14 protein-coding genes are annotated in these 21,053 nt (G+C 70.8%); 5 read left to right on the top strand and 9 right to left on the bottom strand.

The annotated features are described in order from the left end of the window. Positions 1-13: 13 nt before the first annotated feature. The 3 genes from C4T78_RS31415 to erm form a co-directional block, all read right to left on the bottom strand. Entirely contained in the window at positions 14-601 is a 588-nt protein-coding gene (locus C4T78_RS31415; protein ID WP_093350442.1) for a TetR/AcrR family transcriptional regulator, read from the bottom strand. Continuing rightward, entirely contained in the window at positions 598-3,078 is a 2,481-nt protein-coding gene (locus C4T78_RS31420; RefSeq protein ID WP_093350439.1) for a PEP/pyruvate-binding domain-containing protein, read from the bottom strand. Before C4T78_RS31420 ends, C4T78_RS31415 begins: the two co-directional genes overlap by 4 nt. A gap of 128 nt (positions 3,079-3,206) precedes the next feature. Continuing rightward, entirely contained in the window at positions 3,207-3,944 is a 738-nt protein-coding gene (erm, locus tag C4T78_RS31425) for a 23S ribosomal RNA methyltransferase Erm (RefSeq protein ID WP_093350434.1), read from the bottom strand. Positions 3,945-4,240: 296 nt separating this feature from the next. Between erm and C4T78_RS31430 the strand changes: the two genes are divergently transcribed. Together C4T78_RS31430 and C4T78_RS31435 are read left to right on the top strand one after the other, a co-directional pair. Continuing rightward, positions 4,241-5,068 (top strand): M55 family metallopeptidase, encoded by an 828-nt coding sequence (locus C4T78_RS31430; protein ID WP_093350431.1) that lies wholly within the window; start codon positions 4,241-4,243, stop codon positions 5,066-5,068. Between the two features lie 532 nt (positions 5,069-5,600). Beyond that, positions 5,601-7,592 (top strand): PhoX family protein, encoded by a 1,992-nt coding sequence (locus tag C4T78_RS31435; protein WP_093351131.1) that lies wholly within the window; start codon positions 5,601-5,603, stop codon positions 7,590-7,592. A 100-nt stretch (positions 7,593-7,692) separates the two neighbouring features. On the opposite strand, the gene C4T78_RS31440 is transcribed toward C4T78_RS31435, so the two are convergent. Then, positions 7,693-8,964 carry an MFS transporter gene (locus tag C4T78_RS31440; RefSeq protein ID WP_235863416.1) on the bottom strand — a complete coding sequence of 424 codons (1,272 nt, stop codon included), beginning with the start codon at positions 8,962-8,964 and terminating at the stop codon, positions 7,693-7,695. Between the two features lie 322 nt (positions 8,965-9,286). Beyond that, positions 9,287-10,549, bottom strand: coding sequence for an MFS transporter (locus C4T78_RS31445; protein ID WP_093351126.1), 1,263 nt, complete (start codon positions 10,547-10,549; stop codon positions 9,287-9,289). Between the two features lie 170 nt (positions 10,550-10,719). Between C4T78_RS31445 and C4T78_RS31450 the strand changes: the two genes are divergently transcribed. After that, entirely contained in the window at positions 10,720-11,403 is a 684-nt protein-coding gene (locus tag C4T78_RS31450; protein ID WP_093350428.1) for an SDR family oxidoreductase, read from the top strand. Positions 11,404-11,646: 243 nt separating this feature from the next. Here C4T78_RS31450 and C4T78_RS31455 read toward each other — a convergent pair whose 3' ends face one another. The 4 genes from C4T78_RS31455 to C4T78_RS31470 all read right to left on the bottom strand — a co-directional run bounded on the left by C4T78_RS31455 (position 11,647) and on the right by C4T78_RS31470 (position 17,601). Further along, positions 11,647-12,972 carry an amidohydrolase family protein gene (locus C4T78_RS31455; protein WP_093351123.1) on the bottom strand — a complete coding sequence of 442 codons (1,326 nt, stop codon included), beginning with the start codon at positions 12,970-12,972 and terminating at the stop codon, positions 11,647-11,649. 248 nt (positions 12,973-13,220) lie between these two features. Further along, positions 13,221-14,858 (bottom strand): ribosomal protection-like ABC-F family protein, encoded by a 1,638-nt coding sequence (gene abc-f / locus C4T78_RS31460; RefSeq protein ID WP_093350425.1) that lies wholly within the window; start codon positions 14,856-14,858, stop codon positions 13,221-13,223. 260 nt (positions 14,859-15,118) lie between these two features. Beyond that, a complete protein-coding gene (locus C4T78_RS31465; protein ID WP_093350422.1) occupies positions 15,119-15,769 on the bottom strand; it encodes a response regulator transcription factor in 651 nt (216 codons plus the stop codon). Continuing rightward, on the bottom strand, positions 15,766-17,601 hold the full coding sequence (locus C4T78_RS31470; RefSeq protein ID WP_093350419.1) for a sensor histidine kinase: 1,836 nt from the start codon (positions 17,599-17,601) through the stop codon (positions 15,766-15,768). The genes C4T78_RS31465 and C4T78_RS31470 overlap by 4 nt, the downstream gene beginning before the upstream one ends. A 207-nt stretch (positions 17,602-17,808) precedes the next feature. On the opposite strand from C4T78_RS31470, the gene C4T78_RS31475 reads away from it, so the two are divergent. Continuing rightward, on the top strand, positions 17,809-18,516 hold the full coding sequence (locus C4T78_RS31475) for an ABC transporter ATP-binding protein (RefSeq protein WP_093350416.1): 708 nt from the start codon (positions 17,809-17,811) through the stop codon (positions 18,514-18,516). Then, the gene (locus C4T78_RS31480) at positions 18,513-20,735 is read left to right on the top strand and encodes an FtsX-like permease family protein (protein ID WP_177247518.1); all 2,223 of its coding nucleotides are present in this window, start codon (positions 18,513-18,515) and stop codon (positions 20,733-20,735) included. The genes C4T78_RS31475 and C4T78_RS31480 overlap by 4 nt, the downstream gene beginning before the upstream one ends. Positions 20,736-21,053: the final 318 nt, after the last annotated feature.

Raw genomic sequence — 21,053 nt, forward strand, 5'->3', positions numbered from 1 at the left:
CCGCGCGAACGCGCTACTTCGTGAGGAGGGGAAGCAGGACGTCGTCGACGATCTCCACGATCATCTCGTCCGGGATCGGGGTGCCGTTGAAGAGGAACTGCTGGCGGATCATCGCCTGGCCTACTTCCAGGCGGCGGGCCGGGATCGGCGCTTCCACCTCGCCGCGCTCGGCCGCTCGGCGGACGATCTCCTCCACCGTCCGCCTGCCGCGCTCCTGGGAGAGCTGCCGGAGCTGCACCGTTCGGCCCCGGTCCGACAGCACATCTCCGAGCAGGCCGCGCATCGCCTCGCCGACCGGCCCCGCCAGCGCCTCGGCGCTGCGGCGGAGCATCGCGAGCAGGTCGCCGCGCAGGGTTCCGGTGTCCACCACCTCGGCCGGTTCCGGCCAGGTGTTGTAGACCGCGGCCAGCACCAGTTCCATGCGGCTCGGCCACCTCCGGTACAGCGATGCCTTGCCGGTCCTGGCGCGTTCTGCGACTCGCTCCATGGTCAGGCCCGCGTAACCGGAATCCGCCAGTTCGGCCAGGGTCGCCTCGAAGATCGCGGTGGTGAGCTCGTCGCCGCGGCGGCGGGGCAGTTTGCGGTGGTCGGTGCTGGTCACTGTCCCGCCTCTCCGGGATTTTCAGTGGTGGTTGCGGTGGGCGTTGTCCGCGCGTTCCGCGGTTTCTTGCGGCTGGGTTGCGTCACGGTCTCCTGGGGTGCGGTCGAGCGGGACTCAGGTTCCGGGACGACCCTTCCGGTGTCGCCGTCGACGGTGATGGTCAGGCCGTCGGTGATCGCGCTCGTGCCGTCCGCTGTGCCCATCACCGCCGGGATGCCGTACTCGCGGGCCACGATCGCGGCGTGCGAGGCGGGCCCACCGGAGTCCACGACCACGGCCGCGGCTCGCTGGAACAGCGGTGTCCACGATGGATTCGTGTACCGGCACACCAGCACGTCGCCGCTGTTCAGCCGGGAGAACTCGGCCGGTTCCCGGATGATCCGGGCCGGTCCCGTGGCCCGCCCGCCGCTGGCCGGGGTTCCGGACGCGAGCGCGTCGCCGTGCTCCTCGCGCGGGAAGACCAGGTTCGGATCGATGAGCCGGACGCCCGCCAACTCCTCGCGGCGGGCCGCCCGCGCCGCGACCAGCTCGCGCAGCCGCGCGCCCGCAGCGGGTTCGTCGACGGCCTCCAGCTCCTCCAACCGAAGGTGGAAGACCTCCTCCGGCTCGTCGAGCGACCCGGCACCGACCAGCCGGCGACCGATCTCCAGCAGCGATCGCCGCAGGATCGGTTGCGGCATCGTGAAGTAGAAGTGGCTGTCCTCCCGGAAGGCGACACCGTCGCGGGCGCGCTGCACCCACCTCCGGATGCGGTGACCGCGCAGCTGCTCCATCGCGCGGTCCGCGTGCCCGGTGGGCTTCGGGTCCCCAGCGGCCAGCACCGCGACCAGCCGCAGCACCGTTTCCGGCGATTCGCCCCAGGTCGGCGGTGTGACCAGGACCGGGGTCTCGGTCTCGCGGTGGCCGTACTCGGCCAGGAACGCCGTGAATTCCGCGTGGAACTCCGGGAAGTCGGTCAGCTCCGCCGGATCGAGGCCGTCGACGGCTTCTCTCAACCGCGGGTTCGCCCTGGCCCGAGCGGCCAAGCCCTCCAGAGCACGGTTGGCGTCGGAGGTGCGGGTCGGAGCACCGGCGATCAGCTCGCCCAGCAGCTCCGCACGTCCGATCAGCTTGAGCGCGACGAACAACCGCACCAGCGACAGCCCGGTGGCCGGGAGGTAGTCGATGCGCAGTTCGGCGATCGGAGCCACCAGGCCGAGGGCTCGCCTGGGCATGCGCACCAGCTGCGACCACGGCAACGCCGCCAGGTCGCGCGCCGCGAGTTCGCGGACGCCGGCCCGGAACCGGATGAACCGCGGGTCCTCCGTCCAGCGCGCCGGATCGTAGCGGCGTGCCTTGGCGAGCAGCTTGAACGGTGCCTTCACGACTCCGAGCGACGGGCGCGGCGACGGAGGAACCAGCCGGTCCACCACGCCGTCGACCTCCGGCAGGAAGCCGTCGAAGGCGCCGCGGATCCCGTACGCGCCGGTGACCTCGGCCATCAGCCCGACGGGACCGTGCGGTACCCATGTCGACATGTCGATCGGGTACGGCCGGTAGGGGACGTATTCGAGCAGCACCGAGCCGACCTTGCGCTGCCGCCGGTTCAGCCGCAGCGGCGGCGGTGGCAGCGCCGTCATCGGCCTGGCCTGCAACAACAGGACCCGGCCTGCGACGCAGGCCCACTCGATGTCCTGCGGACGGCCGAAGTGCTCGGCGACCCGGGTGCCGATCCGGGCGAGCTCGGCGAGGACCTGGCCGGGCAGCCGCTCGACCGCGGCACCGGTCTGCCGGGTGACCCCGCCGCCCGCCGCGCTCCGGAGCACCACTTCGCGGCGGCCCGGCGACCACTCGGCGACCTGCCCTCCCGGGCTCAGGACGTAGTGGTCGGGCGTGACCAGACCGGACACCACGGCTTCGCCGAGGCCGCTGCTGGCGTCGACCACCAGTTGCCGCCGATCACCGGTCACCGGGTTCGCGGTGAACAGCACCCCGGCGAACTCGGCGTCGACCATCCGCTGCACCACCACGGCGATGCGCACCTCGGCGGGCGAGATCCCGCGCTTCTCCCGGTAGGCGATCGCCCGGTCCGTCCACAGCGAACCCCAGCACCGCCGCACCGCGTCCAGCAGCGCGGCTTCGCCGACGACGTTGAGGTAGGTGTCCTGCTGCCCGGCGAACGCGGCTCCGGGCAGGTCTTCGGCGGTGGCGCTCGACCGCACCGCGACCGGCCCGGAACCCAGCTCGGCGTACCCGGAAACGATCGCCTCGCGCAGCTCGTCCGGCACCTCCACCGCATCGAACTCGGCTCGCAGGGCAGCCGCGTCCTCCGGGGTCACCAGGCCCGCCGCGACCTCGGCGTAGGCCTCGGTGGTGATCACGAAGCCGTCGGGGACGGCGAACCCGGCGTTGACGAGCTCGCCGAGGTTCGCCCCCTTGCCACCGGCCGAGGCCAGGTCACCGCGCCCGACCCCGCGCAGCGGAACGACGTACTCCACCGCGACCTCCGATCCCGGTTAGAAGACGATCCGTTCTCTACGACGGTACGCCTCCCAAGGTTGAGAACGCAACGTTCACTAATGGTGTGCACCGATCTCGCGCGAAATCGCCACCACGTCCCCGGTGGTCAGGTGGTTCCGGTGTAGAGGCGGGCCCAGCCCTCGGCGGACAGGTCTCTCGGGAGCGCGGGCAGGTTTCGCACCCGGTATCCGGTGACGTTCCGGACGATCTCGGTCAGGCCTCGACCGCGACCTGTGAACACCGCTTCGACGAACCGCTGGTACCGGCGCTGCTCGTCGAGCGGCACCAGCGGACGGGACCTGCGGCGCAGCTTGAGGATTCCGCCGTCGACGGCGGGCGTCGGGCGGAACGATCGGGCGGGAATCCGGCCGCAGGACTGGAACTCGTACCAGGGCGACCATTGGGCGTTCAGCTGGTTGCCGCCCTCGGCGCGCTTTCGGGCGACGTCCCACTGCACCAGCAGCACCGCTTCCGACCAGGTCTTCTCGGTCAGCAGGCGGCGGGTCACCGAGGTCGTGATGCCGAACGGCAGGTTGCCGATCACGGCGTGCTCGGCGGCGGGGAACCGGAAGTCGAGCATGTCGCAGCGGATCACGCGCACTTCGGGGAACGTGGCGCGGAGGCTGGACGCCCAGTGCGGATCGAGTTCCACCGCGGTCACTCGACGTCCGCTGCCGACGAGTTCCCGGGTGATCGCGCCGCTTCCGGCGCCGAGCTCCACGACCGGTCGCGGGACTGGATCGAGCAGATCGACCAGGCGGCGGACGACACCTCGGTCGACGAGGAAGTTCTGGCCGAGTTCACGGCGCGCGCGATCGCGCGCCGACCTGCGGCGGTAAGGCATGTTCGGCTTCTCCTGCGTTTCGCGGACCGGTGGGAACCGGACCCCCGCGAGCGCAGGTCAGCGTGGTTTTCAGGGCACGACGAACCGCGCGTCAGGAAGCAGGAGTCCGGACGCGGCGGCGGCGCGGAATGCGATAGCTGCGCCGCCTAAGCGGAACGCAGCCGGCTGAAAGCGGCAGCAGCTGGAGAAGCCATGCCGCGGAAGTTAGCAACGGAAGAGCCCCGGCCGAAACTGATTTTTCGCTGGTCGCTGTGCAACGATCGATCGGACGTGGTTCCCGGCTTCGGAGCGTGCGCATGCGGGTCTACCTGAGCGTCGACATGGAAGGCATCACCGGACTGGTCGACGCTCAAGACGTCCAGCCGACCGGCCGGGACTACGAGCACAGCAGGCTGATGATGGCCGAGGACGTCAACGCCGCCATCCGCGGCGCGCTCACCGCCGGGGCCACCGGTGTCACCGTCAACGACGCGCACGGTCCGATGCGCAACCTGCGTTCGGACATGCTGCATCCCGCAGCGCGGCTGATCCGCGGCAGGCCCAAGGCCATGGGCATGCTCGAAGGGCTCGACGGCACCTTCGACGCAGCGCTGTGCATCGGCTACCACTCCCGAGCCGGAACCGCGGGCGTGCTCAGCCACAGCTTCATGGGGCGCGAGATCGAGGACATGTGGCTCGACGGCCGTCCGGTCGGCGAGATCGGGCTCACGCATGCCACCGCCGCAGCGCTCGGCGTCCCCGTGGTGCTGCTCTCCGGCGACGATGCCGCCTGCGTGGAGATGGCGGAGTGGGATCCGAACGTCCGGACCGTGCCGGTGAAGTACGCGCGAGGGCGTTTCGCCGCCGAACTCCTGCCGGTCGCGGAAGCGCACGAGGCCATCGAATCCGCCGCCGCCACCTGCCTGACCGGCGAACTCACGGCCCCGCCCGCATCGGAGACCACGACGCTGGCCGTGCGCTGGCAGTCCACCGCGGTGGCCGACGAGCTGCGGAACCTGCCAGGTGTCACCGGTCGCGATGACCGGACCATCGCGATCAGCGGCCAGCCGCTCGAGGTCTACCGGCAGTTCCGGGTGTGGATGAACGTGGCCGGTGCGCTCGGGAACCAGCCTCCCTACTGCTGAGCTGTTCAGCGCACGGCGGCGCGCTGCGCCGCTTAAGCGCGACGCAGGCGGCAGGAGAAGCCGTGCCGCATTGGTGACGTTGGCCGAGACCACGGTCCGGCTTCGTCGAGCACGCGGGAACCGCGTTCCGCGACGCCGAACACCTGGCGCAAGAACTCGATCTCCGCAGCGGTGTCCTGCGAGATCACCCACGGGTCGATGCGCGACTAGCCGTCGGGGACGGGTTCTGGCGCGTCCCCGATCGTCATGCGCGGAACTTCCCGCGGCCCGCGCCGCCTCGGGGTGGCGACTCCGGTATGTAGTCGTGCGGCTACCTTGAGCTCGTCTTTCGGCAGATCGGCCGCGGGTTTCGATAACTCTGCGTCGCCCGTTCGGCCGTTGTTCACCTCGGCGTACGGGAACCATCGCCTGATCGACCTAACGTCCAGGCGTTCCCGATGTGCATTTGGAGGTCCGCTTGTCTCCCCGACCGGACAACGGGCGGGTCATCCCGCTTCCGCTGCTTCCCCACCACTCCGCGAACCGTTCCTCGGTGACCTGCAAGTACCGGTGCGGCAACGCCTGCGCGCACGAAGCCCCCAACACCTCGGACAACTCCTACTTCGGCGACATCGTCGAGAGCGTGCTCAGCCGTCGCGGCGCGCTGAAGGCCACCGGTGCCTTCGCGCTGGCAGTCGGCGGTGCGGCCGCTCTGTCCGGCACCGCGGCCGCAGCCGCTCCGGCGCCGGTGCGCCGTCCGGGCGGACGGGCCGTCCCGGGCACCGACTTCACCGCGGTCGCCCCGAACACCGAGGACGCCGTGGTCACCGCTGAGGGCTACGAGCAGGGCGTGGTCATCCGCTGGGGCGACCCGGTGGTGCCCGGTGCTCCCGAGTTCGACTTCAACAACCAGACCGCGGCCGCGCAGGAGCAGCAGTTCGGCTACAACAACGACTTCGCCGAGCTGGTCCCGCTGGACGGCAGCGGCAAGCGGAACCTGCTGGTGGTCAACCACGAGTACACCACCGAAACGCACATGTTCCTCGGCTACGACGAGGAGAACCCGACCGAGGAGCAGGTGCGCATCGCGTGGGCGGCGCACGGCCTGTCGGTCGTCTACACCGAGCGGGAGCGCAACGGCGGCCTCAAGGTCCGGCCGAGCCACTACAACCGCCGCATCACCCTGAACACGCCGTTCGAGATGCGCGGACCGGCCGCGGGCAGCGACCACCTCAAGACCTCCGCCGACCCGACCGGCACGAAGGTGCTCGGCACGCAGAACAACTGCGCGGGCAGCATGACGCCGTGGGGCACGATCCTGTCCGGCGAGGAGAACTTCAACCAGTACTTCGCCAACGCCGACTCGATCACCGACCCGAAGGCCAAGGAGCGGCTCGCCCGCTACGGCCTCAAGGGCGCCACGAGCAACCGCAAGTGGGAGCGCTTCGACAAGCGCTGGGACCTCGCGCAGGAGCCGAACGAGGCCAACCGCTTCGGCTGGGTCATCGAGATCGACCCGCACGACCCGAACTCCACGCCGATCAAGCACACCGCGCTGGGCCGCTTCAAGCACGAGGGCGCGGCGGTCAAGGTCGCCGAGGACGGCCGGGTGGTCGCCTACTCCGGTGACGACGAGCGCTTCGACTACATCTACAAGTTCGTCTCCAACGGCAAGATGAAGCGGGGCAAGAGCGCCCACGCCCGCCGGCACAACATGACGCTGCTCGACGACGGCACGCTGTACGTCGCGAAGTTCACCGGCAACAGCCCGGAGAGCGAGATCGACGGCACCGGCAAGCTGCCCTCCGACGGCGCCTTCGACGGCACCGGCGAGTGGATTCCGCTGGCCAGCGGCAACAAGTCGTTCGTGCCCGGCTTCACCGCCGAAGAGGTCTACATCTTCACCCGGTTGGCCGCCGACAAGGTCGGCGCGACGAAGATGGACCGGCCCGAGGACATCGAGCCGAACCCGGTCAACGGCCGCATCTACTGCGCGCTGACCAACAACTCCAACCGCGGTTCGACCGGCAACGCCGCGCCGGACGAGGCCAACCCGCGGGTCGGCAACAAGCACGGCCACGTGCTGGAGATCGACGACGACGCCACCGGCACCTCGCTGCGCTGGACGCTGCTGCTGGTGTGCGGCGACCCGAACGACGCGGGCACCTACTTCGGCGGCTTCGACAAGTCGCGGGTCAGCCCGATCTCGTGCCCGGACAACGTGGCCTTCGACCGGCACGGCAACCTGTGGATCTCCACCGACGGCAACGCGCTGAAGAGCAACGACGGCCTGTTCGCGGTGCCGGTGGACGGTCCGGAGCGCGGTTTCGTCAAGCAGTTCCTGACGGTGCCCAACGGTGCGGAGACCTGCGGCCCGGTGGTCCGGGACGACCTGGTGACGGTGTCCGTGCAGCACCCGGGCGAGCTGGACGACGCGAGCGCCGACAACCCGGCATCGCACTGGCCGGACGGTGGCGACTCGCAGCCGCGTCCGTCGGTCGTGGCGGTCTGGCGCAAGGACGGCGGTGAGATCGGCCGTCGCTGATCTCACCTTGCGAGCGCGGGGGTCTCCGGCATTGCGACCGGGGGCCCTCGTTGCGTTGCTGGGACCGGGCAGGCGGCGGTGGCCGCCTGCCCGACCTGCCTCAGTCGATGCGCCAGGCGATCAGCGCGGCCGCGGCGAGCCCGACCAGGGCCAGCGCGCAGCTGACGGCGAAGGAGTCGACGCCGACCAGCGCGGGTGCGAACCCGATTCCGATGTAGAGCGTGACGCCCGACGACCCGCCGAGCTGGTCGGCGGCGCGCTGAACGCCCGACGCGACTCCCGCGTCGTCATCGGTGACGCCGGTGACCGCCGCCTGCTGCAGCCCGACCAGTCCGAATCCCATCCCGGCGGCGATCAGCACCATCGCCGGGATCGTCTCGACCGCACCGGCACCGAGCTGCGCACCCGCCGCGATGGCGATCATCCCGGCCGCAGTCGAGGCGATGCCGATGACGGCGCAGGTGCGCGCGCCCCACCGCCCGGCGACGCGGGGCACGAACGTCACGGCCGCGACGAGCGCCACGGCCAGCGGCAGGAGCGCCACGCCCGCTTCGAACGGTGTCAGCCCCGCACGCTGCTGGAGCTGGAAGGTGAACAGCAGGAACGACGTGGACAGCGCGGCGCTGAGCAGCGCGGTCGCGATGTTGGCCAGCACCCGTGTGCGGTTGTGGAAGAACGACATCGGGACCAGCGGATTGGCCGCCTTGCGCTCCACGACGACGAACGCCCCGGCTGCGAGCACCGCGCCGATCAGGGCGATCGGCGCGTCGACGACTCCGAGCACGAAGAGCAGGGGAGCCGCCGTGAGCAGGGCGGCTCCGGGCAGGTCCAGCTCCTTGCGCTCGCCCGGCGGGTCCGCCGGGACGAGGACCAGGGCGGCGCCGACCACGTAGGCGGTGAACGGGACGGCGACCAGGAAGATCCACCGCCAGCCGAAGAGCTCGGTGATGACGCCCGAGAGCACGAACCCGAGCACCAGGCCGGAGCTCGCCACCGCCGCCCACACGCTCAGCGCGCGGGTGCGCCGCGGCCCCTCGGGGAACGCCAGCACGATCATCGCCATCGCGGCCGGGAGGGCGAGCGCTTCGCCCGCCCCCTGCAGCAATCGCGCCACAACCAGCAGCGGGAACGTCTGCGTCAGGCCGGCGAGGAGCGAAGCAGCGCCGAACACCGAGGTGCCCACCAGCAGCATCCGCCGCCGACCGAGCACATCGCTCAGCCGGCCGCCGAGCATGAGCAGGCCGCCGCCGGTGACGGCGTAGCCGACGACCACCCAGGTCAGTCCGCGCGCGTCGACACCGAATTCAGCGCCGATCGAGGGAAGCGCGATGTTGACCACCGTGACGTCGACGGCGATCAGGAACTGCAGCATGGCCAGGGATCCCAGGAGGAGCCAGGGCCGCGCGCCGGTGTTCCGGCGCTGGACGGGAATGTCCGCGTGCAAGAGAGAACTCCGTTGCTCGATGCGAATCCGAGCAGCACAAGAGAGCCGCTTCGGTCTGGACGCGAAGCGACGGAACGTTCAGCAGGACCGCGCCGCCGCTAGAAGCGGGGCGTGCGGGTCACAGCGGCCGCGGCCGCAGCAGAAGCACCGGACATGCCGCGGAGGCTAGCAGGGGAGGCGGTGCGCGGTCGCGGCATTTTTCGGTGGACACCTGCTCGGTGGCCGCAGGCGCCTCTCCGGCCACGTCGGGTCAGTCCTGGTCGGAGGTTTCGGTGCGCGGGGCGGCCTTGAGCGCGATCACGGTGATGGCCGCCGCGATCATCACGATGCCGACCACCCAGAGGCCGGTGCGTTGGGATCCGGTCGCGTCCTTGAGCGCGCCGGTGATGTAGGGCGCGGCGAAACCGCTGATGTTGCCCAGCGAGTTGATCAGCGCGATACCGCCCGCGGCCGCCGCGCCGGCCAGGAAGTTGCTGGGCAGCGCCCAGAACGTCGGCAGCGCCGAGCAGACGCCGACCGCGCAGGCGGTCACCGCGACCATCGCCAGGAACGGGTTGCCCAGGTAGAGGGCGATCGGGATGCTGACACCGCCGAGCAGCAGCGGCAGCGCGACGTGCCACACGCGTTCGCGCTTGCGGTCGCCGTGCGTGCTCCAGAGCACCATCGCCACCGCGCCGATCACGTAGGGGACGGCGGTGATCAAGCCGGTTTCCATGGTGGACAGTTCGGTGCCGTACTGCTGCTCGAACCCCTTGATGATGGTGGGCAGGAAGAACCCGAGCGCGTACAGGCCGTAGGCGATGCCGAAGTAGACGAACGCCAGCGCCAGGATCCGCGGGTGGGTCAGCGCCTTGCGCAGCGGCCAGCTGTGCTCGGCCTCGGTCTGCTCGCGCTCGGCCGTCAGCTGACCGGTCAGCCAGGCGCGTTCCTCAGCGGTGAGCCACTTCGCCTCCGACGGCCGGTCGGTCAGGTAGAACCAGGTGACGAAGGCCAGCAGGATCGCGGGCACGCCCTCGACCAGGAACATGAACCGCCAGCCGGACAGGCCGAAGATCCCCTCGCCACTGGTGATCAGCACGCTCGACACGGTCGCGCCGATCGCGCTGGACACCGGCACGGCGGTCATGAACAGCGCGACCGCCTTCGCCCGCTGCGCGGCCGGGAACCAGTACGTCAGGTACAGGATGATGCCGGGGAAGAACCCCGCCTCGGCCACGCCGAGCAGGAAGCGCAGCACCACCAGCGTCGTGGCGTTCGGCACGAACGCCATCACGGTCGCCACCACGCCCCAGGTGATCATGATCCGGGCGAGCCACTTGCGCGCCCCGAACCGGTGCAGCGCGAGGTTGCTCGGCACCTCCAGCACCAGGTAGCCGATGAAGAAGATGCCCGAGGCGAAGCCGAAGAGCGTCGCGGTCAGGCCGAGCTCGTCGTTCATCCCGTTCGGGCCTGCGAAGCCGATGTTGACCCGGTCCAGGTAGTTGACGAAGTACAGCAGGCACAGGAACGGCATCAGCCGCACTGCGACCTTGCGCAGGATGCGGTTCTGCACCGCGGCAGGGGCTTCCTCGACTCCGCTCACGCGAGTGACCTAAGTCCCATCCCCCTGATGGGTCAAGGCCCTGCCCGCTGGTTGGGACAGCCGGTGACTGCCCCGCGACCCGCCGACGTTACCGTTGAGGCATGCCCGAACGCCCAATTGCCCTGGTCACCGGTGCCTCGCGTGGTATCGGTGCCGCCGTCGCCCGCTCGCTCTCCGACACGCACGACCTGCTGTTGGGCGGGCGCGACGCCGACGCGCTGCAAGCACTCGTCGACGAGCTCCCCGGCGCCAAGCCGTGGCCGGTCGAGCTGACCGACCACGACGCCGTCGCCGCCGCGGCCGCCGACATCGACAGGCTGGACGTCGTGGTGCACAGCGCCGGCCTGGTCGAGCTCGCTTCGGTCGCCGACGCCACCAGCGACTCCTGGCGACGCACGTTCGAGCTGAACCTGTTCGCGGTCACCGAGCTGACCCGCCTCCTGCTGCCCGCGCTGCGCGCCAGCAAGGGCCACGTCGTGCTGGTCAACTCCGGCGCCGGGCTGTCCGCGAAGCCGAACTGGGGCTCCTACGCCGCGAGCAAGTTCGCGCTGCGCGCCTTCGCCGACGTGCTCCGCGCCGAGGAAGCCGCCAACGGCGTGCGGGTCACCTCCGTGTTCCCCGGCCGCACCGCCACCGACATGCAGCGCGGCATCCGCGAGCAGGAGGGCGCCGAGTTCCAGCCGGACGACTACCTGCGTCCCGAGTCGGTCGCCGGCCCGATCGTGTCCGCCGTGCGCGCCAGCGCCGACGCCCACCTCACCGAGATCGTCATCCGGCCGTCCTGACCGCACACCTGCGCTAGCGGGGCCTCAGCGTCGGCCTGACGAAGATCGGCGGGGCTGGGGCCCACCGGCCGAGTGCTGAGGACCCGCGTTCGCACGGGGCACCGCGACGTGCAGATCCGGAACCGGGTCCGACGGTGGACGGCTCGCCTGCCCGGGTGTCCGGCCGCAGCGACGCGCCCGGACGCCAGCCTGGGACTCGCGAGCCAGACGGGCGTGACACCCCGCTCAGCCCGCGAGACGGCTTCAGCCGCGGACGTGCTGCGCCGCAGTCCGGGCAGCCGCCTGCACTGCACGGCGATCCACCTGCGTGGGTTCCCGGTCGCGCAACACGCGGTCACCCGCGACCCAGACGTCCCGGACGCAACGTGAACCGGCCGCCCACACCACGTTCGCCAGGATCTGCTCGTCCGGCACGTCCAGTCCGGTGGCGAACGCCGGGTTGTCGACGTCGAGGTGCACGATGTCGGCCCACCGGCCCGCCTCCAACGAGCCGATGTCGTCCCGGTGCAGCGCCTCCGCTCCGCCCCGGGTGGCGGCGAGCAGCGCCGTGCCTGCGCTCAGCGCGTTGGCGTCACCGCTCAGGGTGCGCGCGAAGAGTCCTGCCAACTGCACCTCCTCCCACAGGTCAAGGTCATCGTTGCTGGACGGCCCGTCGGTGCCCAGGCCGACCGGGACGCCGGCGGCCAGCAGGTCGACCAGCCGCGCCGTCCCCGAAGCGAGCTTCGCGTTGGAACCGGGGCAATGCGCCACCCCGACCCCGCGGCGTGCGAACAACTCAATGTCCTCATTGGACAGGTGTACGGCGTGCGCGGCGAGCACCCGTCCGTCCAGCACACCGAGCTTCTCCAGCAGCTCGGGCACCGAACCGAACTGCTTTCGCTGCTCGACGTCCTCGGCGAGGGTCTCCGCCACGTGCGTGTGCACCAGCGCCCCGCGCTGCTGCGCGGCCTCACCGATCGTCTGCAGCGCCTCCGGCGGCAGCATGTATGCCGAGTGCGGGCCGTAGGCGAGCTCCACCCGATCACCGGGGCCGAACCGCAGCCCGTCGGCGTCGATCCACCGGTCGATGCCGTCGACCATGCCCTGCCAGCCGCCGAGCTTGTCCAGCTCCGGTGTGGCGATCACCGCCGGAGCGCACACCACGCGCGAGCCGACCGCGAGAGCCGCACTGGCCACCGCCTCACCGTCGAAGTACATCTCGGCACTGGTCGTGACACCGTTCCGCAGCATCTCGACGCACCCGAGCTCCATGCCCGCCCGGATGTCCGATGAGCGGAGCCTCGCTTCGGCAGGCCAGATCACCTCGCGCAGCCAGCGCAGCAGCGGAAGGTCACCCCCCATCCCCCGCAGCAGCGTCATCGGGCTGTGCGCGTGCGAGTTGATCAGCCCCGGCAGCAGGATCCCGCCGCATTCCCGGACATCCGCGTCGTTCGGACGTTCCGGCGCAGCACTGCGCGGCCCGCAGTACGCGATGCGGCCGGTCTCATCGATGTCCACCACCGCATCCCGGATGACCGAGCATCCCGGGTCGCAGGGCAGGACCAGCGGTGCGTGCAGGCGCAGTGCGATCGACATGCCCGCATTCTGCCGGACGCCTACGCGGTTCCTAAGCTGCTCATGAGCAGCATCATGATCACCCCCGCCAAGCCCGCGATGCCGGTCAGCACTGCCACGAGAACGGTGTCCTGAGTTCGCTTCGTCATGACTCCAGAGTCGCGGATTCGCAGGCCCATGACCTCGGCTGAAAGGCCAGTCGGCCTCGTTCGATCGGCCATTGCCGAGAGGCCGACCGGCCGACCCCGGCAGGGTGACGGCGATCAATCCGCGTCGGGTGCCCCGGTCTCGATCAGGCGGCCGCCGTCCAGCCGGAGCCAGCGATCGACCCCGATCCCCGACAGGAACCGCTCGTCGTGGCTGACCACGACGAACGCGCCTTCGTAAGCGTTGAGCGCGCTCTCCAGCTGACCGACGCTGACCAGGTCCAGGTTGTTGGTGGGCTCGTCGAGCAGCAGGAGCTGCGGTGCGGGCTCCGCGTTCAGGACGCAGGCCAGCGTCGCGCGCAGCCGCTCACCACCGGACAGCGAGCCGACCGGCAGGTGCACCCGCGCTCCCCGGAACAGGAAGCGGGCGAGCAGGTGCATCCGCTGCGATTCCGGCATCCTCGGCGCGAACTGGACCAGGCTCTCCAGCACCGTGCGGTCCAGGTCGAGCAGGTCCAGCCGCTGGGAGAGGTAGGCGATCCGGCCGTCGGCCCGCTTGATCCGGCCGTGCTCCGGCTCCAGCTGGCCCTCGACCAGGCGCAGCAGCGTGGACTTCCCGGCACCGTTCGGGCCGGTCAGCGCGATCCGCTCGGGCCCCTTGATGGCCAGGTCCGCGCCCTCCCCGGTGAAGAGTGCCCGCCCGCCCCGGCTGATCCGCATCCCTTCGCCGACGAACACCACGCGACCGGCCGGGACGCGCGTGCCGGGCAGCCGCAGCGAGATCTTCTGCTCGTCCCGCAGTCCGCGGCTCGCCTCGTCGAGCCGGGACTTGGCCTCGTCGACCCGGCTGGCGTGCATCTCGTTCGCCTTGCCCGCGGTCTCCTGCGCACGGCGCTTCAAACCGCCCGCGACGATCTTCGGCAGGCCCGCGTTGCCGATGTTGCGGGCTGCGTTGCTGGCCCGCCGCGCAGCTCGTTCCCGGGCCTGCTGCATCTCGCGCTTCTCGCGCTTGAGCTCCTGCTCGGCGTTGCGGACGTTCCTCTCCGCGACCTCCTGCTCGGCGCGGACAGCTTCCTCGTACTCGGTGAAGTTCCCGCCGTAGAAGCGGATTTCGCCGCTGCCGAGCTCGGCGATGCGGTCCATCCGGTCGAGCAGCGACCGGTCGTGGCTGACCAGCAGCAAGCAGCCGTTGAACTCGTCGAGCACTCCGGCGAGCTGGCGTCGCGCATCGCTGTCGAGGTTGTTGGTCGGTTCGTCCAGCAGGAGCACGTCGGGCCGCTTGAGCAACTGCGCGGCGAGGCCCAGCGAAACCACTTGGCCGCCGCTGAGGGTGTGCAGCTGCCGGTCGAGCTGCACGTCGGCCAGGCCGAGGCGGTCCAGCTGGACGCGGGTGCGCTCCTCGATGTCCCAGTCGTTGCCGATGGTGGTGAAGTGCTCTTCGGCGGCATCACCGGATTCGACCGCGTGCAGGGCCTCGATCACCGCGGACACGCCGAGCACCTCGGCGACGGACAGGTCGCCGACGAGCGGGAGGGACTGCGGCAGGTAGCCGAGAACGCCGCGGGTGGACGCGGTTCCGCCGCTGGGCCGGTACTCGCCCGCGAGCAGTTTGAGCAAGGTGGACTTGCCTGCGCCGTTGGGCGCGACGAGCCCGGTGCGGCCGGTGCCCACCGTGAACGACAGGTTCTCGAACACCGGGGTGTCGTCCGGCCAGGAGAAGGAGAGGTTCGAGCAGGTGATGAACGCTTCGGACATGCGAAAGCCCTCGGAAGTGATGCGGGCGCGTTGAAGCGACCCGATGTGGAACGGGAAATGTGGCGCGACGAATCAGCCACCGCGGCGGCGCCCCGCGCCTGCCCGTGGCCGATCACTCCCGGGAATCACCCGGAGATGTCGTCGTCCCCTACCCCTGCCACTGCCGCTCCTTCGTCAGGCATCACTCGCAGCCCGGGAGCCTAACAGCAGGCACCCCGGAACGCGGACTCATTTTCCGGCCGCGGGCGCGGCGGCGGTCATCAGTCGTCCATCAAACCGCTGCGCCAGGCCCACGCGGCCGTTTCCACCCGGTTCCGCGCCTTGATCTTGCTCTGCGCGGAGGCCAGGTGGGTCTTCACCGTGGACAGGGACATGAACAGCTCCTGCCCGATCTCACCGTTGGTCAGACCGCGCGCGGTCGCCCGCACCACGTCGAGCTCGCGCTCGGTGAGATCCACGTCCGGGACCGCTCGCCGCTGCGTCTGCGGCTGGGAGAAGTGCTTGAGAAGGCGCACCGTGATCTGCGGTGAGACCAGCGCGTCCCCGCGCTGGGCGGCGCGGATGGCTTCGAGCAGCAACGTGGGACCGGCGTCCTTGAGCAGGAATCCGCTCGCGCCGTTGCGCAAGGCGCGGTCGACGTACTCGTCCAGGTCGAAGGTGGTCACCACCACGACCTTGATCGGATCGGTCACGTCGGGGCCGGCCAGCTGCTTGGTCGCCTCCAGGCCGTCGATGCCCGGCATGCGGATGTCCATCAGGCACACGTCCGGCCGCTTCTCCCGCGCGACCTGCACCGCGTCCACCCCGTTGGCGACATCGGCCACCACCTCGATGTCGTCCTGGGACTCCAGGATCATTCGGAACCCGGCGCGCACCAGCTCCTGGTCGTCGGCGATCAGCACCCGGATCATCGCTGCCCCTCATCTCCGCTCTGGTCTTCCAGCGGCAGCTCGGCTTCGACCCGCCAACCGACGTGCTCGCCCGGCCCGGCGTGAAACGTGCCGCCGAGCAACTCGATCCGCTCCCGCATCCCGACGAGACCGTATCCCCCCGACCCACCGACGGGTTGGCGGCGCACCCCCGAGCCGTCGTCGGTGATCAACGTGTACAGGTTCTCGTGGTCGGCCCACACCTTGACCTGGATCAAGCTCGCGTCCAACGCGTGCTTCTCCGAGTTCGTCAGGGATTCCTGCACCACGCGCAGCGCGGACCGCGCCACTTCCTGCGGAACCGGGCGGTGCACCAGGTCGACCCGCAGGTCCACCCGCGGTGGGCGGGTGTGCTCCGTGGGCTGGCGCTGGGCGGACTCCACCAGCGCCCGCAGGTCGGCTTCGAGGTCGGTGGTGGCCTGCTCCGTCGCGGTCGAAGCCCCGGCGGGTTCGGTGCTGCGCATGCTGCCCACCAGCCGCCGCATCGCGGTCAGCGCCTCGGTGCCGCTCTCCGCGATCCGCGCGAGCGCGTCGGTCGCCGCCTTCGGGTTCATCTCGGCCACCATCTGCGCGGCCTGCGCTTGCACCACGATGCCCGTGACGTGGTGCGCCACCACGTCGTGCAGCTCGCGGGCCAAGGCCATCCGCTCGGCTTGCTGCGCGCTCTCCACCGCGGAGTGCACCGTTCGGGCGCGCTCCTCGTCCCTGGCGCGGAAGTACATCCCGGTGCCGACCGAGATCACCAGCAGCAACCCGCCCATGAACACCGCGGGCATCAGCTCGCTGGTGTTGCCCGGGTCGTACTCGTAGAGGTCGTTGCGGTACCTCGGGGTCATGAACACGGAGAGCAACGTCACCACGACCAGCGTCGCGGTGGCCTGGATGGCGCGCCGGGTCTCCGCGTGGCGGACCACGTAGGTCACCAGCAGCATGCCCGCGCCGGTCGCCGCCAGGGACACCGGTCCCAGGATGTTGCCCCGGCTGCCGGTCAGCCCGAGCACCTGCATCACCAGGGTCGTCAGCAGCATCGTCGCCGCGCCCAGGTAGGCGGACTCGGTGGGCCGCATCGGGGCGAAGGTGGCCAGCACCGCCATGACCAAGCCGCTGAGCAGCACCACCAGGCCCGACAGGAAGCTCAGGTTGTCGTTCTTGCTGAACTCCAGGAACAGCAGGATGCTCAGCGCGGCCATCACCGGCCACTGGCGCCGCAGCAGCCCCTGCATCGGCGAGTCCTGGAAGCGGCTCCGGCCGGGCCAGTTCCCGCGCAGGTACAGGCCGGTGCCGGTGGCCAGGAGCAGTTGCAGGACCCCGAAGGACAGCGTCGACTCCAGGTCGCCGTCCGAGTAGGTCGCCACCTTCATCCGGACCACGACCGAGGCCAGGCAGGCCAGCACGAGCACGGCGGTGACCGGGATGGCCTTGCGCAGCGAGCTGGCCCGGAAGAGGTAGAGGACCAGCAGCAGCCCGGCGGCGTTCTCCGTCGGCAGTATCTCCGCGAGACCGAGGTGGTAGACCTCCGAGCGGGTCAGCACCAGCACCCCGGTGTTGCCGATCAGCGCGAGTGCCGCGAGCAGTCCACATCGGACCGGTCGCCGCCTGCCGAGCACGGCGAGCAGCGCCATCGCGGTGATGCCGGGGATCAACAGCGGCCCGCCGCGCTGGTAGCCGCCGATGCTGATCAGCGCCAGCGCGTCGCCGCACAGCACCAGGCCGAGCAACGCCGCGAAGATCCACTGCTCGCGCAGCAAGCTGCCGAACCGGTGCCACCAGGGCGCGTCCGGTCCGGTTCCGTTGGGCGTCGCGAAACTGCTCACGCTGAAACGGTAGTCCGTGCGCCGGCTCGGGCACCTTGGCCGATCGGCTTGAACAACCTGGCCGATCGGCCGACCTCCGGCGCGCGATCAGCGGCCCGCAGGCCGATCCGGAATCTGCTCCCGCCGACCAGTCTTGGTGACATCGCGGCGGCCCGCCCCGAGCGGCGCCCCATCACCCAGAGCAGTGCACACGAGCAGGAGGAAGACATGTCGGCTCCCATGGCCGCGCAGCGGCCCGGAGATCCGTTCCTGGTGGGACGGGGGCTGGTGAAGAACTACGGCGCGTACCGCGCGCTGGCCGGTGTGGACATCTCCCTCCGCGCCGGTGAGGTGGCCGCGATCGTGGGGCCCTCCGGATCCGGCAAGACCACGCTGCTGCACGTGCTGGCCGGCATCCTGCGCCCGGACGGCGGGGAGGTCCTGCTCGACGGGCACCGCATCGACCAGCTCGGCGAGGCCAAGCGCAGCGCGCTGCGCAGGCACGAGTTCGGCTTCGTCTTCCAGCAGGGCATGCTGGTCGGCGAGCTGACCGCGGCCGAGAACACCGCGTTGCCGCTGCTGCTGGCCGGTGCCAACCGCAAGCAGGCGATGGCCGGTGCGCGGGACTGGCTGGGGCGGCTCGGCCTCGGTGGCATGGAGGACCGGCTGCCCGGTGAGCTCTCCGGTGGTCAGGCGCAGCGGGTCGCGATCGCGCGGGCGCTCGCCCACCGGCCGAAGGTGATCTTCGCCGACGAACCCACCGGCGCGCTGGACACGCGCACCGGCGAGGAGACGACCAATGCGCTCTTCGCCGCCGCTGCCGCCACCAACGCGGCGGTGGTGATCGTGACGCACGACCGCGAACTGGCGGCCAAGGCGGGCCGGGTCGTGGAGATCCGCGACGGGCTGATCGCCGGCGGGGTGATGGCCGCATGAATCCGGTGCAGTTGGCGCTGCGGGTGCTGCGCGTGGACTCGCGCAGCCGCCTGTCCGCCTTGCTCACCGCTGCGGGCGTCGCGGTGGCCACCGCGCTCGTCCTGTTCCTGGCGACCCTGCCGAACGCGACGGATGCCCGGATGGAGCGCTCGGCGTGGCAGCAGGGCTCGGTCGGCGAGCACGGCGTGACGCTGACCAGCCGGGACTTCTTCCAGAACCAGACCATCACGCGGCTGGACGTCTCCGGCACCGCGGACCCGGCCAACCCGGCTCCGAACTACCCCGCGCCCGGCGAGGTGCTGCTCTCGCCGCGGCTGGCCGACCTGGCGGGGAAGTACCCGAGCCACGAGCTCGCCGACCGGTTCGCCGGCAAGGTGATCGGCACGCTCGACGAGAACCACCTCAAGTTCCCCGAGCAGCTGGTCGCCGTCGTCGGCCACCCACCGGGAACGGTGGACGCCGAGGCCGCGGAGATCTCCGGCTTCGGGGCGGTCGACACCAGCGACTTCCTCCTGAAGTTCATGTCCGGGGTCGGCATCGTGCTGCTGGCGATCCCGAGCATGGTGCTCGTCGCCTCGGCCGCCCGCCTGACCGCGGCGCGTCGGGAACGGCGGCTGGCGGCGCTGCGGTTGGCCGGTGCGACACCGGGTCAGGTGATCGGCGTGGTCACCGCCGAGACGGCCGTCGCCGCCGTGGTGGGCACCGTCGTCGGCCTGCTGCTGAGCTGGCCGCTGCGCTACCTCGGCGTGGTGATCCCGTGGGGCGGCGGGACCTGGCTGCTCAGCGACTTCACCCCGTCTCCGATCACCGTGGTGCTGATCGGATTGCTGATCCCGACGCTGGTCGTGGTGGCCGCGGTGCTGGGTCTGCGCCGCGTCGTGCGCGCCCCGCTCGGCGCGGCGATGAGCCACGTGCCGAAGCGGCCGAAGGCGTGGCGCTTGCTCGCCCTGGTGGCCGCGGGCGCGTTCTTCCTCTTCGGGCTGTGGACGGCGGAGGAGACCGGTGGGCTCGGGTTCCTGCTCGCAGCGCTGGCCGCGGTGCTCCTGTCGGCCTCCATCGTCGGCCCGTGGCTGACCGGGATGCTCGGCTCGCTGTTCGCCTCGATGTGGCGCAAGCCGTCGATGCTGCTGGCGGGCAGGCGACTGCGCAGCGATCCGAAGGCGGCCTACCGCTCGGTGTCGGGCATCGTGCTGGCGGTCTTCGTCGGCTCGATGGCGCTGACGCTGCTGCCGAGCTTCGAGACGTTCGCCGGTGGCGGCCGCTCCTTCAAGGACCCGGTGCTGTACCTGGACGTCCCTACGGCGGGCGCGGTCGAGCAGGAACAACGCATCAAGGACCAGCTGGCGAGCAGCGGTACCGCCGCAACGGTGGTGCGCGCCGAGAACGTCATCCTGGAAGACCCCGACGGGAACATCGCGGTCGGTCTGGTGCTGAGCTGCCAGGACGCCGCCGCCGTCACCCGCTTCGGCGTCGGGGACTGCGCGGGGCCGCCTGCGGTGTGGACGGCCGCCGGCCAGCCGCTGCCGAGCGCCGGTCTGAAGGTCCAGTCCACCCCGCCGTCGGGCGTCGACGACCCGCAGACGCAGGAGATCGTGCTGCCCGACGGGGTGCCGGTGCGCCAGATGGGCGAGCAGGACCCGGAGGTCGACGGCTCGGTGATCATCGATCCGGCGCTCGTCCCCGCGTTCACCGAGCACGGGGAGACCACCCTGGCGGTCAAGCCGGCGAACGAAGCGGACCGCGAGAAGGTGCGCACGGCGCTCGCGACGGCCCTGCCCGGGGAGCGGTTCAACAGCCGTGAGCTGCGGCTCTACGAGCAGCAGACGATGCTCGGCGACCTCAAGCGGATCACCGCGATCGGGCTCGGGCTGACCGCGCTGCTGGCCGGTGCCAGCGCGGCGATCACGGCGGCGTCGTCCGTGGTCGACCGGCGGCGCACCTTCAGCGCGCTGATCGCCGCGGGAACCCCGGTGCGGATGCTCGGCCGGGCGCTGAGGACCGAAGCGGCGCTGCCCGCGATGGTCGCGACGATCGGGGCGGGCGTGGCCGGAACGGCGGTAGCGGCCGGGATCTTCACGCTGTTCGGCGACTACCCGGTGGTGATCAGCGGCTGGATCCTGGCGCCGGTGGTCATCGGGATGGTCGTGGCGGTGCTCGCGTCCTCCAGCAGCGGGCCGATGCTGCGCCGGATCAGCGCGGAGCGCATCAGCGACGAGTAGACCAACGGCAGGTCGGTGTGCGGGCACGGTCGGGAACGGCCGTGCCCGCACACGCATGTCCTGCCAGCCGATCGGCCGGTCCGCCACCGCCCGGGACTGGCCGATCGGTCAGCCGGCCCGGCCACCTGACCGATCCGCCGACCCCCTGCCGGAAGCGAAGCTTGTGGTGTCAACGCGAAAGCGGCGCGATCAGCGGAGCGCCCGGAGCCAGGAAGGTCGGGATTGAAATGGTCACCACCATCTTCTCCATCATCGGAGCCGTCCTCGCAGTCGCCGTGCTGCTGCTCATGTCGATCAGCTCGGTCCTGCCGGACCTGA

This window comes from Saccharopolyspora kobensis (assembly GCF_900108315.1).
Classification (GTDB): Bacteria; Actinomycetota; Actinomycetes; order Mycobacteriales; family Pseudonocardiaceae; genus Saccharopolyspora; species Saccharopolyspora kobensis.